The organism is Mycobacterium sp. IDUB_5 (assembly GCF_055419565.1).
Genome location: NZ_JBVAXX010000001.1, coordinates 475102 through 492045 on the forward strand (window position 1 = coordinate 475102; position 16944 = coordinate 492045).

General features: G+C 66.5%; 15 protein-coding genes. 5 read left to right on the top strand and 10 right to left on the bottom strand.

The window, feature by feature from the left end; all coding sequences use genetic code 11:
• Positions 1 to 9: 9 nt before the first annotated feature.
• The 5 genes from ACZY1G_RS02340 to ACZY1G_RS02360 form a co-directional block, all read right to left on the bottom strand.
• The gene (locus ACZY1G_RS02340; protein ID WP_463813425.1) at positions 10 to 810 is read right to left on the bottom strand and encodes an ABC transporter permease; all 801 of its coding nucleotides are present in this window, start codon (positions 808 to 810) and stop codon (positions 10 to 12) included.
• Positions 811 to 1650 (bottom strand): ABC transporter permease, encoded by an 840-nt coding sequence (locus tag ACZY1G_RS02345; RefSeq protein WP_463813426.1) that lies wholly within the window; start codon positions 1648 to 1650, stop codon positions 811 to 813. It abuts the gene before it with no gap.
• On the bottom strand, positions 1650 to 2840 hold the full coding sequence (locus tag ACZY1G_RS02350; RefSeq protein ID WP_463813427.1) for an ABC transporter substrate-binding protein: 1191 nt from the start codon (positions 2838 to 2840) through the stop codon (positions 1650 to 1652). The genes ACZY1G_RS02345 and ACZY1G_RS02350 overlap by 1 nt, the downstream gene beginning before the upstream one ends.
• Positions 2834 to 3952 (bottom strand): ABC transporter ATP-binding protein, encoded by a 1119-nt coding sequence (locus ACZY1G_RS02355; protein WP_463821484.1) that lies wholly within the window; start codon positions 3950 to 3952, stop codon positions 2834 to 2836. Before ACZY1G_RS02355 ends, ACZY1G_RS02350 begins: the two co-directional genes overlap by 7 nt.
• Before the next feature lie 95 nt (positions 3953 to 4047).
• Positions 4048 to 4359 carry a DUF3303 domain-containing protein gene (locus tag ACZY1G_RS02360; RefSeq protein ID WP_463813429.1) on the bottom strand — a complete coding sequence of 104 codons (312 nt, stop codon included), beginning with the start codon at positions 4357 to 4359 and terminating at the stop codon, positions 4048 to 4050.
• A gap of 413 nt (positions 4360 to 4772) precedes the next feature.
• Here ACZY1G_RS02360 and ACZY1G_RS02365 point away from each other — a divergent pair, with 413 nt between their 5' ends.
• Positions 4773 to 6242: an MFS transporter gene (locus ACZY1G_RS02365; RefSeq protein WP_463821485.1), complete on the top strand. Its 1470-nt coding sequence runs from the start codon at positions 4773 to 4775 to the stop codon at positions 6240 to 6242.
• A gap of 4 nt (positions 6243 to 6246) precedes the next feature.
• Here the strand turns inward: ACZY1G_RS02365 and ACZY1G_RS02370 are convergent, their stop codons facing one another.
• The gene (locus ACZY1G_RS02370) at positions 6247 to 6729 is read right to left on the bottom strand and encodes a hypothetical protein (RefSeq protein ID WP_463821486.1); all 483 of its coding nucleotides are present in this window, start codon (positions 6727 to 6729) and stop codon (positions 6247 to 6249) included.
• A gap of 29 nt (positions 6730 to 6758) precedes the next feature.
• Entirely contained in the window at positions 6759 to 7286 is a 528-nt protein-coding gene (locus tag ACZY1G_RS02375) for a hemerythrin domain-containing protein (protein WP_463813432.1), read from the bottom strand.
• On the opposite strand from ACZY1G_RS02375, the gene ACZY1G_RS02380 reads away from it, so the two are divergent.
• Positions 7285 to 8529 (top strand): NAD(P)/FAD-dependent oxidoreductase, encoded by a 1245-nt coding sequence (locus tag ACZY1G_RS02380; protein ID WP_463821487.1) that lies wholly within the window; start codon positions 7285 to 7287, stop codon positions 8527 to 8529. The genes ACZY1G_RS02375 and ACZY1G_RS02380 overlap by 2 nt on opposite strands.
• Here the strand turns inward: ACZY1G_RS02380 and ACZY1G_RS02385 are convergent.
• Positions 8513 to 10270, bottom strand: coding sequence for a lipocalin family protein (locus tag ACZY1G_RS02385; RefSeq protein ID WP_463821488.1), 1758 nt, complete (start codon positions 10268 to 10270; stop codon positions 8513 to 8515). The genes ACZY1G_RS02380 and ACZY1G_RS02385 overlap by 17 nt on opposite strands.
• A gap of 116 nt (positions 10271 to 10386) precedes the next feature.
• On the opposite strand from ACZY1G_RS02385, the gene ACZY1G_RS02390 reads away from it, so the two are divergent.
• A complete protein-coding gene (locus ACZY1G_RS02390; RefSeq protein WP_463814817.1) occupies positions 10387 to 10524 on the top strand; it encodes a DUF2256 domain-containing protein in 138 nt (45 codons plus the stop codon).
• Here ACZY1G_RS02390 and ACZY1G_RS02395 read toward each other — a convergent pair.
• Complete coding sequence (locus ACZY1G_RS02395; protein WP_463814818.1) at positions 10499 to 11371, bottom strand: glycoside hydrolase family 16 protein; 873 nt, start codon at positions 11369 to 11371, stop codon at positions 10499 to 10501. The genes ACZY1G_RS02390 and ACZY1G_RS02395 overlap by 26 nt on opposite strands.
• A 40-nt stretch (positions 11372 to 11411) precedes the next feature.
• Between ACZY1G_RS02395 and ACZY1G_RS02400 the strand changes: the two genes are divergently transcribed.
• On the top strand, positions 11412 to 14018 hold the full coding sequence (locus ACZY1G_RS02400) for a tetratricopeptide repeat protein (protein ID WP_463821489.1): 2607 nt from the start codon (positions 11412 to 11414) through the stop codon (positions 14016 to 14018).
• Positions 14019 to 14054: 36 nt separating this feature from the next.
• Positions 14055 to 14963 carry a short-chain dehydrogenase/reductase gene (locus ACZY1G_RS02405; RefSeq protein WP_463821490.1) on the top strand — a complete coding sequence of 303 codons (909 nt, stop codon included), beginning with the start codon at positions 14055 to 14057 and terminating at the stop codon, positions 14961 to 14963.
• Positions 14964 to 14965: 2 nt separating this feature from the next.
• Here ACZY1G_RS02405 and ACZY1G_RS02410 read toward each other — a convergent pair whose 3' ends face one another.
• Complete coding sequence (locus ACZY1G_RS02410; RefSeq protein WP_463821491.1) at positions 14966 to 16486, bottom strand: hypothetical protein; 1521 nt, start codon at positions 16484 to 16486, stop codon at positions 14966 to 14968.
• Between the last annotated feature and the right edge of the window lie 458 nt (positions 16487 to 16944).

The window sequence follows — 16944 nt, forward strand, 5'->3', positions numbered from 1 at the left end:
CCTAACCGCTCAGATTCGGGTCCCCGCGGGGTCTCCGCCGAGGCGCTGAGTCAGCCACACCGGCACGATCGCGACGATCGTCAGCGCCGCGGCGACCACATTGATCACCGGTGCTTGATTGGGGCGGAACAGGTTTCCGAAGATCCAGATGGGCAGCGTCTGCACGGTGGGGCCGGCCGTGAACGTCGTCACGACGATCTCGTCGAAGCTCAGCGCGAAGGCCAGGATGGCGCCGGCCACCAGGGCTCCTCGCATCATCGGCAGCGTCACGAATCGAAAGGTCTGCCACGACGACGCCCCGAGGTCGGCCGACGCGTCCTCGAGACTGGTGCCCAGCCGGCGCAGGCGCGCCTGGGTGTTGTTGAACACGATCACGATGCAGAAGGTGGCGTGCCCGACGATCACCGTTGCCATTCCCAGCGTCACGCCCAGCGCAGAGGTGAACGTGGCGTTCAGTGCGATACCGGTGACGATGCCAGGCAGCGTGATCGGCAGGACCACAAGCAGATTGACGGTCTGGCGCCCGAAGAACTCATAGCGCTGCACCGCGAACGCGGCCATCGTGCCTAGAACCAAGGCGAGCACGGTGGCCGCCACTCCCACGATCACGGAGTTGCCCAGCGATTCCCACATGCCCTCGCTGGCCAGCGCAGTCCGCCACCACTGCAGCGTGAAACCGCTCGGTGGGAACGCGAACGTCCTCGATGCGTTGAACGCGTTCACCACCACCAGCGCCAGCGGCGCGTAGATGAAGATCAGCACCAGGACCGTCCATGTCCGGGTGGCGCCGCGCATGCGTGACGACAACATCTACACGTTCTCCAATGCACCGGTGCGTCGCATCGCGAACAGGTACAGCAGGATCGCGGTCAACGGGATCAGCGACAGCGCTGCGGCCATCGGCTGATTGTTGGCGGTCACCAGCTGGCCGTAGATCACGTTGCCCAGCAACTGGGTCTTACCGCCCACGATGGTCACGGCGATGTAGTCGCCCAGCGACAGCGAGAACGTGAAGATCGACCCCGCCGCGATACCGGGGAACACCATGGGCGCCATCACCAGCCGCAATGTCGCCGCATCCGATGCGCCCAGATCCGCGCTGGCGTCGACCAGGGAGTCCGGTACGCGCTGGAAGGCCGCGAACACCGGGATCACCATGTACGGCAACCACAGATAGGTCAGCGTGATCACTGTGGCGGCAAGGCCGTAGCCCGGTGAGTAGCCGATCGCCCAGTGCATCGGGCCCTCGGGAGACAGCAGCATCCGCCACGCATACGCCTTCACCAGATAGCTCGCCCACAGTGGTGTGGTGACCGCGACAACGAGAGCGACACGCACCGCGGGCGAGGCCACCTTGGCCATGTACAGCGCCAGCGGCACGGCCAGCACCGCACACACCACGGTGACCGTCAACGCCACTCCGACGGTGCGCAGCGTCGTCGTCCGGAACACCTCCGAGGTCGCCACCCGCACCAGGTTGTCGGTGGTGAAGGTGCGCACCACGGCACCGGTGAAGCTGCTCCGACTCCAGAACGCCGAAACAAGAAGGATTGCAAGCGATCCCAGATAGGCGACGACCAGCCAGGCCAGAGGTGGAATCAGCAGGAAGGCCAGCGTCACCCGCTGCCGCAGCCGCGGGGCGGCGGGCATCAGCCCTTGATCTCCTGCCACTTGTCGACCCACTGGTCATAGCTGGTGCAGTTGTCGCCGCTGCCGTCGACGCACTTCGTCTGCGGCGTGGTCCAGTAGTGGATCTGCGCCGCGTACTGCTCGTCGGTCGCGTGATAGGTCGCGCAGTGCGCCTTGTCGGTGGTCAGGTCACACGACTTCGTCTGCGCCGGAGCCTCTCCGAAGTACTCGGCGACTTCGGCGTTGGCTTTCGGGGAGATGATGTAGTCCATCCACTTGTACATGCAGTTGGGGTGCGCGGCCTTCGCGGACAGCATCCACGTGTCCGACCAGCCGGTGGCGCCCTCCTTCGGCAGCACCGTCGCGATCGGCACCTTGTTGTCGGCCTTGATGGTGTTGGCGATGACCTGCCAGCTGGTGCCGATCACCGTGGTGCCGGATTCGAACGCCTGCACTTCCTTCGTGTAATCCGACCAGTACTCGCCGATGTTCTCCTTCTGCTGCTTGAGCAGATCGACTGCGGCATCGAGCTGTTCGCTGGTCAGCGAGTACGGATCCTTGATGCCCAGATCGGGTTTGGTCTTCGACAGGTACAGCGCCGCGTCAGCTATGTAGATGGGGGAGTCGTAGGCGGTCACCTTGTCCTTCAACTCCGGTGCGCCGGGGAACACCGCGCCCCAGCTGTCCGGTGCTGCCTTGACGACGTCGGCGTTGTACATCAGCAGGTTGGCGCCCCAGCCGTGCGGGATGCCGTACATCTGGCCGTTCACCGAGTTCCACGGCTTGTCCTTGAGGAACGGCACCACCGTCGCGTAATTCGGCACCAGCTCGGTGTTCACCGGGGCGACGTCGCCGGCGTATATCAGCCGCAGCGTGGCATCGCCCGATGCCGACACCCCGTCGTACTGCCCGGTGCGCATCAACTGCACCATCTCGTCGGAGGTGTTGCCGATCTTGACGTTGACCTTGCACCCGGTCTGCTGCTCGAACGGCGTAACCCAGTTGACCGCAGGATCATTGGAGCCGTTCTCCGCGTATCCGGGCCACGCGATCAGGTTCAGCTGTCCCTCTCCGGCGCCGACCGAGCCGGCTGGCTCCATCGACGGGGGGCCCTCCGCGGTGCCGCCGGAATCTCCGGAACTCGAACAGCCGGCGAGCAGCACGCCACCCACGGCGAGCACGACGCCAAAGCGGTGCAGGGGTTTCAACATGTCTTCTCCTCGAGATCGGTCGACAGTTCGGTGAGATCGCGTACGGCGGCCTCGGGCCAGGTCAGGACCACGGGGCTGCCGCGGGTCAGGGCCGCGTCTGAATCCGCCGAGAGCAGGGTGGCGGTGAGCCGGACGTCGTGGCCGGTGACCGTCGCCGCGATACGCGTGATCGGGCCGGCGTAGACCACCTCGGCGACGTGCGCCTCGACGCGATGCGCGCCGGCAGGTTCGGAGGCAGCTTCCGGGGCGAGGACGGCGATGCGTTCCGGCCGGATCGCGAAGGTCCCGCGCCTGCCGAGCACAGCCTGCGCGCTGTCGCCGTCGAGCACGTTCGACGTGCCGACGAAGTCGGCGACGAAGCGGTTAGCGGGATGTTCGTACACCTGCCGGGCCGCACCGACCTGCTCGATACGTCCGTCGTTGAGGACCACAAGCCGGTCGCACAGGGTCAGCGCTTCGTCCTGATCGTGGGTGACGATCACGAACGTGATGCCGACTTCGCGCTGAATTGCCTTGAGCTCCACCTGCATCTGTTCGCGCAATTTCAGGTCGAGCGCGCCGAGCGGTTCGTCGAGCAACAGCACGCGGGGTCGTCCGACCAGCGCGCGAGCCAGCGCGACTCGCTGCTGCTGGCCACCGGAGAGCTCGGCCGGCTTACGGGCGGCCTGCCCGGAGAGCCTGACCATCTCCAGCGCTTCGCCGGCGCGGCGACGCCGCTCCTGCTTGTTCATGCCGCGGACCCGCAACCCGTATTCGACGTTCTGCGTGACCGTCATGTGCGGGAACAGGGCGTACTGCTGGAACACCGTGTTCGTGTCACGGCGTGCCGGGGGCAGTGCGGTGACGTCGCGGCCGCCCAGCTTGATGGTGCCGGCTGTCGGAGCCTCGAACCCGGCGATCATGCGCAGCAGCGTGGTCTTACCCGATCCCGACGGGCCGAGGATCGCGAACAACTCGCCGTCGGCGATCGTCAGATCGGCTCCTTCGACCGCCACCACCGGATGCCGCGCGTCGCCGAACTCCTTGCGGACGCCGATCAGCTCGATCTGTGGAACGGCCGCGTTGTCTAGGGGGTCGGCGCCTGGTCTCGACACCGCCGTTCCGGATGGCATGCAGGCATCCTAGGAATTCCGTTGCCGAAGCGCAGTTCAAGCACGAATTTCGTCTCGAGCGCGTCGCAGGGCCACGCGCTCAGTCGCTGCGCCCGTCAGCTGATCGAGTCGCGGAAGTCCATACCCTCCTGTCCGGCCTGGGCCCATTGCGCGATATCCACGACCGGATGAATCTGGAACTCGTTGAACGGTGCGAACCTGGTCGTCCCGTTCAGCAGTTCTGCCGGGTCGTCCGTTTCGACGATGGCGTACCCGCCTCCGGCGTCGACACGGCCGACGAACTGATGGAAGGTGGTGCCGGCCGGCGGTTGCCATTTCGAGAACAGCTGCAGAGCGCGGCGCAACGCCTCTTCGTTGTCTTTCCCTGATCCGGTGAGTCGCGACGTCCATGCCATGGCATATTTCATTTCGATCCTCCTAGCACACAGGCTGAACTGGATTCCCGCAGTATCCTCCCGGCGCGGTCACCTGACCAGGGCCGCTTCACACGGTCTTTGCGTCGCGAAACTTTAGCTCTACCAACGGTTCATAGCTGTGACGCCGTCCGTCCTCGGCGCCAGCGGGCGGCCGTTCGCTGCGACATGCGCGGCCAGTGGCCCGCGGCCCGAAAACGCTGCCCACCGAATCAGGCGCACCGGTCAGCAGAGCGCGAATTTTCCTGCCACGTAATCCGATTGGTAGGCCACTGCGGTGCTCGAGGCGCAGATTGGACACGACACTCCCCATACGTGCCACGGTGTCTAGAACGCTTGCGTGCCAATGGCGAAGCCTTGCGCTTTCGGGCATTCGATGGCCGTCGAGGCGCGTACTGTGGTGAGTCGTGCCCCGCAGCGGACCCCCTTCGGCCCGCTGGGTGTTGCTGGCCACGGTGCTCGGGTCCGGCATCGTGATGATCGACGGCACGGTGGTCAACGTCGCGCTGCCGCACATCGGCGCCGACCTCGGATCCGGTTTCGGCGGACTACAGTGGGTCGTCAACGCCTACACGCTGTCGCTGGCGTCGCTGATCCTGCTCGGCGGTTCATTCGGCGACCACTTCGGTCGGCGTCGCGTGTTCCTCGTCGGGGTCACATGGTTCGCACTCGCATCGGTTGCGTGTGGCCTGTCGCCGAGCACCGAATGGCTGATCGTCGCGCGGGCGCTGCAGGGGGTCGGAGGCGCGCTGCTGACCCCCGGCAGTCTTGCCTTGATCTCGGCGTCCTTTCACGGCGCGGACCGGGCCGCCGCGATCGGTGCCTGGTCGGGACTCGGCGGGATCGCGGGAGCCATCGGACCGTTCCTCGGCGGCTTCCTCGTGGAATGGAGCTGGCGGGCGGTCTTCTGGCTCAACGTTCCCCTTGCCGCCGTCGTGATCGTCGTGACACTTCTCCACGTGCCAGAAAGTCGAGACGAGGAGGCGCCGCCCGGCCTTGACATCGCCGGCGCCGTCCTCGCGGCGCTGGGCCTGGGCACGCTCACCTATGGACTGACGCGGTTGGGCAACGGCGACGTCGACCTGGCGGCGACGATGACGATCGGGACGGGGGTGCTGGCGCTCGCTGTGTTCGTTGTCGTGGAGCGACGCTCGTCCCATCCTCTGGTTCCGCCACGCCTGTTCGCCGACAACATGTTTCGCATCACGAACATCATCACGCTGTTGATCTACGGCGCCCTTGGCGCGGCCTTCTTGCTGTTGGTGCTGCAACTGCAAACCGTCGCTGGGTTCAGTCCCGTGGCGGCCGGCACCGCGCTCCTGCCGTTCACCGTGGTGATGCTGGTGTTCTCGGCGAGGGCCGGCGCGTTGGCTGCTCGCATCGGACCGAGAATTCCGATGACCGTGGGGCCGCTGCTCTCCGCTGCGGGTCTGCTCCTGATGATCCGCATCGGTCCGAACGCCACCTGGGTGGGGGATGTCTTGCCCGCAGCACTGACGTTCGGTGCCGGCATGGTGCTGGTGGTCGCGCCACTGACCACCGCGGTCCTCGACGCGGCGCCGCGCACCATGGCCGGCGCGGCGTCGGGGGTCAACAACGCCGTGGCACGCGTCGGAGGTTTGTTGGCCGTCGCCGTGTTGCCCGGGCTCTCCGGAATCAGCGGCGCCGACTATGCCGACCCCGCGGCGTTCAACACGGGATTTCATGTCGCGGTGAGTATTTCAGCCGCGTTGATGGTCGTGGCAGCGATGATCGCAGCGGCCGGCATTCGCCGGACCCGGAACCCGATCTCCGATGATCGGTTCCGAATCGACGAATGCCGGCACTGCGCGATCAGCGGACCGCCGGTGGACCCCGGCGACGTCCGCGCGACGTGAGGTTCTAGCCGGCCGGGACGGTGCCGCAGCCGACGCCCGGGATGCACCCGGAGGCTCCACCGGGGCCAGCTGCACCGCCGGGACCACCGGGGATCGCGCCAGCCGCACCGCCGGGTCCGGCGACACCGCCGGGACCGCCGGGGATCACACCTGCCGCGCCCGCAGGACCGGCCGCACCGGCAGGTCCACCGGGGATGGCGCCTGCAGCGCCGCCGGGTCCGGCGACACCGCCGGGACCGCCGGGGATCGCACCGGCTGCACCGGCAGGTCCGGCGACTCCACCCGGACCGACGTAGCCGGGAGCAGGCGGGACGTAACCGGCGGGCGGAGGCGGTGCATAGGCCATCGGAGGGGGCGGGGGCGGGGGCGCAGCGCAACCCGTGCCGTAGGTGTCAACGCATCCGGCCGGACCTCCGGCAGAAGCGAACGGGGCGAACGCGAGTGCGGCAGCGGCGGCACACGCAGCGATCACAGTTTTCTCCAGCATGCCGACACCTCTACCCGGCCGGCGATTTGTCAAACGCTGTGCTCCTCGATGTAGCGCTCAGCGTCCTTGTCATCAGCGTCGACGCCAGTGATGGATTCGCGTTCGGCATAGAACCGCAGCCATTTCATGCCGAGTTCGTGGCGCAGCTCGAGCGTCGCGCTCTTGATGAAGTCGGGCATCGCCTCCCGTTCCTCCTCGTCGAGGTGGGAGCCGTTCTCCTTGCGGGCTGCGTTGACGGCCGCGAACCACTCGTCGCTGCCCGGCTGGTGGTCCCGGGACCGGCGCACCGCATCGCGGATCGCGTTGTGGTCGGTGATCGCGTCCTCGGTCTCGTCCTCCGGGTCCCCTTCGGGATTACCCGGGTCGTCGCGACCTCCGTGGGCCAGCAGGGCCGGGTAGAACACCGTCTCCTCGGCGTCGGCGTGGGCATCCAATCGCGTGCCGAGTGCTTTCCAGATCGCGGCCAGCTCGTCGGGGGAGCGCGCGTCGTCGAGCCGGAAGAACTGTCGGCGCAGCCAGTCGTGGTCGGCGTAGATGAGATCGATGATGTCGGCCATGAGCGCAGGAATACCCGGGTTTCCCCATGCGGAACCGGGGTACCACGAAGCGGTGGAGCGAGACACCGAGCAGCGGTTCGATGTCGTCGTCGTCGGGGGCGGAAATGCAGGGATCAGCACTGCGGCGCGCTTGCTGCGCAAGGGATTTGAGCGTGTCGCCGTCATCGAACCGCAGACGGTGCACACCTATCGACCCCTGCTGTCCTATGTCGGAGGCGGGCAGGCCGCGTTGCGCAGTGCCGAGCGCACCCAGCGATCTGTCACGCCGTCACGATGCACCTGGATCCGCGACGCCGCGGTGTCCATCGATCCGGTGGAGTCGACCGCCGAATGCACCACCGGCCGCCGACTGCGCTACACCGACCTCGTGATCGGTGCCGGGTTGGTGCCTGACGACGACGAATTGCCCGGTGTGGCGGCCGCTCTCGAGACTCCTGCCGTCGCCAGCAATCACCTCGACCACGCCGAGAAGACATGGCGTCGGATCGACGCAATGCCGGCGGGCGGCCATGCCGTGTTCACCGTGCCCCGCGCCCCCGTCAGCTGTACAGGAACCACGATCAAGCCGCTGTTCCTCGCTGCCGCGCACTGGCGCGACACCGGGCGGCTACCGGGGGTGAGTATCACCCTGGTGATCGATCGCCCCCACCTGGTGGGCGTGCCAGGGATCGACGCCAGGCTGTCGAAACGCTTGTCGGAGTTCGACGTTCGCGTCCTCTACGACACCCGAGTGTGCGAACTGAAGCCGGAAGCGCAATCCGTCACCGTCGACGGCGGCGAGCATGTCTCCTACGATTTCCTACATCTGGTCCCGCCGTTCCGGGGCCCGCGGTGGCTCGAGGCATCGGGACTGACGGGCGATCAGCCCCACGGGCTCGTCGACATCGACCCGACCACGCTGCGGCACCGCACATACCCGAACATCTGGTCGGCCGGCGACGGCGCGGCCGTCGACACCGACCCCTCCGGCGGCGCGCTGCGCAAGCAGATTGCCATCCTGGTGCACAACGTGCGGGCGGCTCGCGAGGGCGGCCCGATGAAGCACTACGACGGTTACACCGTCGCGCCGATCACCACCGACAGACGGCGCCTCATCGCCGGCGAGTTCGATCGCCGCGGACGGTTGACGTCGTCGCTGCCGTCCTTCGTCGATTCGACGAAGCCGCGCCGCGCCGCATGGGTGTTCGACCGCTACGCGCTTCCCCAGACGTATTGGCACGGCATCCTCAGAGGGCGGTTGTGACGGCTCCGGGCTGACGGGTCGGGGTGATGCGGGCCTTGACTCCGTATACCGAAGCGCGGGCGAGCAATTCGCGATAGAAGTCCTCGGACACCACGGGCGTGCGGCTGAGGAGGAAGCCCGACAGGCCCGTCGGATCGGTCACGATGGCCCACTGGTAGTCGGGATCGAGATCGACGATCCAGTAATTGCCCGGCGGGTCGGCGTTCGGCGTGCCGACGAACGTCACCTTCAATTTGGTGTTGGTGTCGTCGACGGGCAACGCGGTTCCCTGGATGGTCGATTCCGGCCCGTTGTCGGAGAAGTAGTTGCCGGAGTTCGCGACACTGATCGAGCCGTCGGGGTTCAGCCCGTAGACGGCCTTGGTGTTCACCAGCCCGATCGAGAAGAACTGCTTGACGCTGCCGACCTCGTACCAGGTGCCCAAGTAGGAGTCGACGTCGACGAGTGGCGGGGGAGCCAGCACGATGGCCGAGGTGTCGCCGAGCACGATGTACTGGTCGGGCACCCCGTAGATGCCGGTGCCGTCGGCCGGCCCGAGACCCTGATACAGGTCGTTGATCCACCCGGACGCCAAGGTGTAGACCGCCGCGGTGTCGCCGGGTGCCGAGAACCGGGTGAACAGCTGCGACAGGACATCGATCACGGGGTTGCCGCCGAGCAGCGAGTCGACGTGCGACCCGCCGGCGAGGGTGACTCCGACGAACTGCCCCGGTCGCGCGGCGACGAGTTCCTTGGTGGTGGCGCCGAACAGATTGCCCGCCTGCGGTGGGGCTGCGATCTGGTACACCGGGATGTCGCCGAGGCGGGTCAGCGCCTCGGGGACGACGTTCTTGTAGGCGAACCCGTCGAACATCACGACGCCGCGCAGGTTGCCGGTGTTGCCGGAATCGGCCTCGTAGTAGCCGCCGGCCGCGGCGGCAAGACCGCCGCCGGCCGAGTGCCCGGTGAGCACGAAGTCCTTCGGCAGATCGCCGGTGAACCCGGCGGCGGCGGCACTCGTGGCGAGTTCGTTCTCGTCGTCGAGGAACAGATCGGCCACCGCCTGCTGTGTCTGCGTTCCGTTGAGCCAGCAGCCGCCGCACCGCAGCGACGGGAACGACGGGATGTTGGGCACCACGACGATGCTGTTGGTCTGCTGCGACAGGTCTTTCGCCAGCGCCGAGTAGAAGAACTTGCGGCCCATGAAGCCGTGCTGCAGATAGATCACACCGGTGGCGTCGACCGACCCGTTGGACTGGGTGGGGAAGTACCAGTCGGCCCGGGTCTTCAAGTCCTTCTCACCGACCGGGATGTCCAGCTTCGCGCGGCCGGTCCGCACACCCGTGACGGTGTCGGCTGCCTCGACCTGCGCGACGACCGGGGGTTCGGGCGCCGAGTCCCGGGTGTCGGTGGTGCGCAGTGTGAGCAGCCGCTGCCGCCCTGCGGGATTGGTGTCGGTGTCGGTGCTGCGCGCTTTCACGCGGCTGCGGGGCTTCGTGGACGCAGGTGCCGCCGCCGGATCGTCGTCGGCTCGGGCCGCCTTCCTCGCGGCGCGCTTCTCGGCCCTGTCTGCCTTGGCGGCATTCGCGTCCCGCGATGGACCTGCGTCGACCGACCGGGTCGGCGCGGCGTCACCGGTGCCCCCGACGTCGGGGTCAGCGCTGGCTACTCCCTCTCCGGCGCCCAAGGCGATGCACGCACCGGCACCCAGCCCAAACAACCAACGGCTGAAGAACCAGTAACCCCAGTGTCTCGACGTCACGGCCCGAACGTAGCCGGGCGGCACCCGTGGGCGGACAGATTTGTCGCCGACGTCAGTGAGTCGTCACGCACAGAGGCAGTGCCGCGTACAAAGGCAGGGTGCCGTCACAACCCGAGGTGAAGATCTGTCCGGTGTGTGGCCGCCCCTTCCACAACCGGAAGAAGTGGGCGTCGCGCGGACAGTGGGACCACATCGTCTACTGCTCGCGCCGTTGCCGCGGTGATGCGGTCAGAAAACGCGAATCCAGTCGATGAGCATCTGCGCCGGGTATGTCCCGCCGGCCGGTTCGCGACCGCCCGAGCCGCCGACGGCGATGTTGAACACCGGGGCCAGCGTGTACCCGGGGTCATTGAACGGCCAGTCGTCGATCGAGTTCGCGGGCACCGTGAAGAACGGCTCCATCCCGGGCTGATAGTCCTTCCAGAAGTACATGCCCGTCGGCAGCCACGTCATCCGCCAGGTGTGCCACCCGTTGTCGATCGGATGGCGGTCGGTGGCGAACGAGGTGCCGTCCAACCGGGCGTGCACGGTGGTTCCGGACGGCCAATCGTTGTTGCCGTACCACTCGACGAGGTCCACTTCGCCGCCGCGCACCGGGTTGTCGTTGAGGAGCCAGAACGCGGGCCAGGCGCCGTCGGTGAGGCAGTCGAGCTTGATGCGGGCCTCCCACGTCGTGCCGACGCCGCCGCGCCAGTTCCCGATGATCTTGGCGCTCGCGTACTTCTCCTGGATCGTCGTGCCGGGGCCGCGGGTGGCCCGAATGACGAGGTTGCCGTTGCCGTCCTGGAAGACGTGCTCCTGATCGGTGACGTAGCGGCCCATGTTGTAGGGCTTGTCCCACTCGACGGGGTTCCTGATCGTCTCGCGCTCCGGGACGATGAACCACCATGCCGGATCGGGCGGTGCGCCCGCGGGCCCGTTGAACTCCTCCTGGAACAGGAACACCGGGCCGGGGTCGACAGTGGCGCCCGGGGCGGGCGGGGCTCCCGGGGGAGCGGGGACGGGTGGTACGTCGCCGGGAAGGGGCTGCGCGTGAGCCGTCGCGGTGGGCAGCGCGGTGGGCAGCGCCACGGCGGCCGCGCCCAATCCGAACATGACCATCAGGTTGCGGCGATCGAGTTCTGGCACCGAATGACCATAAATGATGACGCCTGAAGGTGATCGGCCTTCCCGCGACGACGGCATCATCCGCCCTATCATTCAGCGCATGCCCGGGGGATGGCGACAACTGAACACAGCGAACTTCTGGCGCAGATCCGGCCTGGCTCTAGGTGTTGCGGCCGCCGTTGCTGCATTCGCGGCGACCGTTGCCGCGACGCTCGAGGCGTCTACCTGGGTGATCGTGACCACAGCCGCCGTCATCATGGTCGTCGCCATCGGCATCGAAGTCTCGAAGTCACGGCGCGAGGGGATAACAGAGTCACTTCACCGCCAATCGCAGATCTTCCAGAAGGCCGAGGCGGAGAGGAAGAGCGCCGCGGCGCTGGAACTGTCGCTGGCGCATTGGCCACCCGCTCCGCTGGCGTCCTTGTCTCCGCAGGAGTTGGGAGTCCTTCCATCAGACAAACCAACTACGGCTGCGGGACCCGGCAATACCTATATCGACCGTGATGCGGACGTTCCGGCCCTGGCCAAGTTACGAAAAGGCGGACGGATTCTGTTGGTCGGCACGCCAGGCAGCGGAGTCACTCGTAGCGCGTTCGAGCTCGCTACCACCGTGGCCGGGCGAACCGCCGTCGCCGTCATTCCACACGGTCCGCGGGGACTGATCGAAGCTTGTGCGCAAGGATTTCTGAACGAAGCTGCACAGGAGCAATTGATCTTCTGGCTCGATCGCATTGACCGCTACACCGATGAGGAAGCGCTCGCCAAACTCCTCACGCGGTTGACGCAGCAGAATCCCGGGTCAAAGGTCATCGCGACCATATCGACGTCTTCCGTGCGGCAATGGCGTCTGCGCGCAGGTGATTTGAGCGACTTTTTCCCGGCCACCGCACTATACGAATCGGATTTGTCTGCCGCTGAGCGGACGCGGGCGAGGCATCTTTACCCTGGTCTCCAGATAGATACGTCGTTGCGGGCTACCTTCAGCTCGTTCAGTTTCATCAGTGACCGGGTGGTCGAAGGATTTGTCGAGTGCCCCCACGAAACCGCCGGTGAAGACTGCCTAGTCGCACGTTCGATCATCAAAGCTGCCGTTGCCTGGTCACTCTCGGGCAGTCCGCGACCTGTACCCGAGACCATGTTGAAAGAACTGTGCAGCCGCCGTACCGGAGCGATCAGCGACGATCACTACAACGATGCGATGGGGTGGGCGACCGGCCCCGTCACAGGTTCAGTTTCGCTCCTGAGGGCTGTGAACGCTGCGCGCGGACAAGGCTGGGAGGCTAATACGCGCCTCGTCGAGTTCGCTGTGGAACAGGACCTTGTCGTCTGCGAGCACGATAATTGGCTCGCTGCGTGGAAAGATGCCGCAGACAACAGTGACTTCGATGCACTGGGGCGCATTGGCTTCACGGCGTACGCCTCTGACGCCAATGTCGTTGCCGTAGAGATATTCGACTCCGTCGATGATTTCGACGCTGCAAGTACACCGTGGTTGCGTAACGCAAAGCACGCCGCGAACCGCAGGCGCGACAACGTCGAGGTGCGCTTTGCCAGCCATCTACACAGACTCGCTGTCGCGCGTTTCGGCGAGGAGTCTGTGCAGGCGGCCGAGGAGCTCATCGGACTGGCCGGTTCGCTGGCAGGACACAGAGATTACGAGGCTTCTATCTCCGCTCTCGACACCGCAATCGCCATCTTCGAGGCCCAGGATGAGATTCGCCAGCTCGCCTTGGCGCTGGGCCTAAGGGCAGCCGCACTGCAGTCCAGCGGCCAGTCGGCCGCAGCGATGATCGATGCGGACAGATCTCTGGACTTGAGCCGTCGACTTTGCGGCGAGCGTAGTAGGGACTTCACCAATTCACTCTCGGCCAAAGCTGCAATCCTCGCCTCGATGGGCTTCTACTCGGATGCAGCGGTGTGTTACCGGCGACTGGTCGAGATTGAGCGCGAACAGCCCGAGCCGGCCCGATCGTCTATCGCGTCGAATCTGCACAGCTTGGCAAAGATGCACCTCGAACAGCGTCAGAACGGAGCGGCAGTGCCGTTGCTTCGCGAGGCTCTGAGCTCTTACGAGCTCGACGCGGGAGATTCGACGCTCGACATCGCCGAGTGCAGAAGGACCCTGTCTGCAGCGCTCATCGAAACATTCCGCTACGACGATGCAATCACCGAAGCCAAGGCTGCAATGCCTGTGTTCAGCAAATATTTCGGGACGGAAAGCCCGGAAGTGATGCGTACCCTACTCGATCTGTCGGTCGCATATCGCAGCAAGGGGGAATTCGAGCTGGCGCAAGATTATTGCGACCGCGCCGAGGTGATCGACAAGCGCGCGAACTCCGGGAAGATCAGCGAACCCAGTATCCTCTCAGGTAGTGCCGCAATAGCTTTCGAGCGTGGGGACTATCGGCGGTCGTTGACCTTGATGCGGCAGGCGATGGCGATGACTGAGCAGAGTGTCGGTACTTGGCACCCGTCGCTGGTGGTCCATCTGTCCAATCTCGGGGCGTCCTACGAGATGCTCGGTGACTTTCGCCGGGCTCGGGATGTGTACAAGCGGGCGCTGCAGATCGCGGATCATTCGTTCGGCCCTGACTTTCCCATGCGAGAAGCACTACTGAGGGGCCTTGCTCGCTGTGGCTGACGTTTCGCGACAATGGCCAGCGGTTACCGTTCGTCTGTGATCCTCGACGATGCCATGCGGTTGGTCGGCCGAACGGTTGCCCGGATCGTCACCCGCCCACCCCGGTACGACCTGCAGGGCCGCGTCGTGTTCATCACCGGTGCGGCCAGGGGGTTGGGCGCCGAGACGGCGCGGCGAGCGCACGCCCGCGGTGCACAGGTCGCACTCGTGGGTCGTCGGTTGGCGCCGCTGCAACAGTTGGCAGACGAATTGGGTTCTGGTGCAGCCGCGTTCGAGGCAGATGTGACCTCGGCGGAACGGCTCCAACGCGCCGCCGACGATGCAGTGGCCACGTTCGGCGGCATCGACGTCGTGATCGCGAACGCGGGGATCGCGCCGCCGTCGCACACGGTCGCCACGATCGCCGCCGACGATTTCGAGCACACCGTCGACGTCGACCTGCTGGGCCAGTGGCGCACGGTGCGCGCCGCCCTGCCCGCTGTCATCGAGCGCCGCGGTCATGTCCTGCTGGTCGGGTCGATCTATGCCTTCTTCAACGGCGTGCTCGCTGCGCCGTATGCGGTGAGCAAGGCCGGTGTCGAGCAACTCGCCCGGACGCTGAGGGTGGAGCTGGCGTCCCACGGTGCCACCGCGGGCATCGCCTACCTGGGGTTCATCGACACCGACCTGGCCGCCGATGCGTTTTCCGACGCCTCGGCCGCAGCGATTCGGCAAGCCGTGCCCCGGGTGTTCACCAAGGAGATGACTGTCACCGAGGCTGCCGATGCCATGCTCGACGCGATCGAGCGCCGCGCACCGAGCGTGAGCGCACCGGCGTGGGTGCGGCCGCTGCTGGCGCTACGATCGGTGACCACCGTGGTGATGGACGACGTGCTGCTGCACAACCGCAAAGTGCAGGCGGCCATCACGGCAGCTGAAAGCGATGCGCGACAGCCTGATTCGTGATCTCAGGCGGCGACAGTGGACGTCGCGGTGCCCGAGACGGCGGTGAGCAGTTCGGGGATCGTGAACTCGCCCCAGCCGACGTTCACCGGTCCGCTCGCGGTTCCCAGCCACGGCACCACGCCCGGATCGGGTACGACGCCGAGGTGATAGGCCTGGATACCCGGCAGGTGGTACTGGAAGAAGTTGCCGAAGAAATCGGCCAGGAAGATCAGATTCCTGATCGGGCCCGTGTGCCACAGGGTCGCCGCGTTCAGCAGAGGTGTCATCGCGGCCGGATCGCCGATCAGCACGATGTTGCCGTAGTGCGGCTTGCTGCCCCCGCCCGGGACGTAGGGCGGCATGAGCGGTTGCAGGCCCGGCAGATCGGTCGCCATGAACCCCGCAGGGTCGCCGTAGGTGATGATGTTGACGAACATCGAGTCCCGCCCGTTTCCGTCGACGGTGGTGTTCATCCCCGGCGCTTCGAAGCTGACGCCGGGAAGGCCGAGCTGTTGCGCGACGTACTGGGCCTCCCAGCCGCCGAGTGAGTGCCCGGTGACGAAGACGTCGTCGGCGTCGTAACCCTGACTCTCCGCGGCGGCCTGTACCCGCTTGGCGAAGCGCAGCGCGTCGTAGAACGCGCGCGGAGTCTTGGAGGTGAAAACGACCTGCAGGTCGGTGAACAGCTGGGCCCCGGCGATGAGCGGGTTGAACAGCAGGTTGGTGCCGCCGGTGGTGCCCTGGTAGGCGATGACGACCTGCCCCTCGGGCGTCACCCACGCCCGCGCGGCCATCCCGGACAGGATGTTCGCCGACGCGAGCTGAAAGCCGTTGACGGTGAACGGAACCAGGCCCTCGGGTGTCGTCCCGAGCCCGTATCCCGAGGCCGACGCATTGAGGAACTGCGCCACGGTTGGTGTCTCTCCGGTCGGGGGCCCGCCATAGGTCACCGCCGGAATCGGAGGCTGTGGCGGAGGAGTCCGGTCCAGCCGGAACCACTTCTCGCCCTCGCGGAAGACCGCGAACAGCAGATCGTTGATCGGCGGGATGATCTTGATCGGTGGCTGCGGCCCGCTCGTCGACGACGTGATGTCGAGGACCTGCAGCACCGTGTTGATCAGCCGCGCGGGCAGTTGCACCAGCTTGCCCAGGGGAGAGAGCGGCTGAGGCACCGGGATCTGGGCGGTGGACGGCTCGGTGACCGCGGCGGCGATGGTCGGTTCCGCTACAGCCGGCAGCTCCGCGGAGCGTTCGGTGCGGACGATCTTCAGGCGCCGTGGGGTGTCGTCGGGAGCTTCGGCAACATCGGGAGCGGCCTCCGGCTCGTCCGCGGTCGCGATCCGGGCCCTGCGCTCCTCTGCCTTCTCCTGCAGCTTCGCGAGCAGGGGACGACGCGTGACCCGCTCGTGCTCGTCGCTGTCGTCGCGCCGCCACCGCGGACGCGTGACTTCACCGGTGTCACCGGAGCTGGTCGCGTCCGCTCTCGACTCTGTTTGCGGCGTGTCGTCCGTGGCCGTGGTCGGTGAGCTCGGCGGCGGGGTCACCGAGTGGGCGGCAGAGCTGTCCGAGTCCGAACCGGCTGGGCCCGCCCACGCCACCGCCGGTGCCGGTAGTGCTGCCAGGCCTGCGCACAACGTCGCGCCGGCGACAGCCGACCGAATGCGCGAACGTCTGGGTGCCCGCTGTACCGCGTCCCCTGTAGCAATCACCGCGAACCCGCCTGTCCTCACCAATCGTGACCGTGACAACATACGTTGTCCTGTGAGCCCAGTCACACACCGGTCGCCCTCGGCGATGGTCCCGAGGGTGGGGACCTGGTGGTTGACGATGGTATTCGGGATAGCTCGAGGCCATGCGCGACGCAGCCACCGATCGAGCCGTCCGTGATGGGCTGCGGCGGACGTCGACGGCAGCCTCGGTACCGGTTCACGCTTCTCTCGGGGAGCCGAGGCGTTACACTGCCGTCAATTGCCGGGCGTGACGGTTTTCGGTGCCGGGCTGG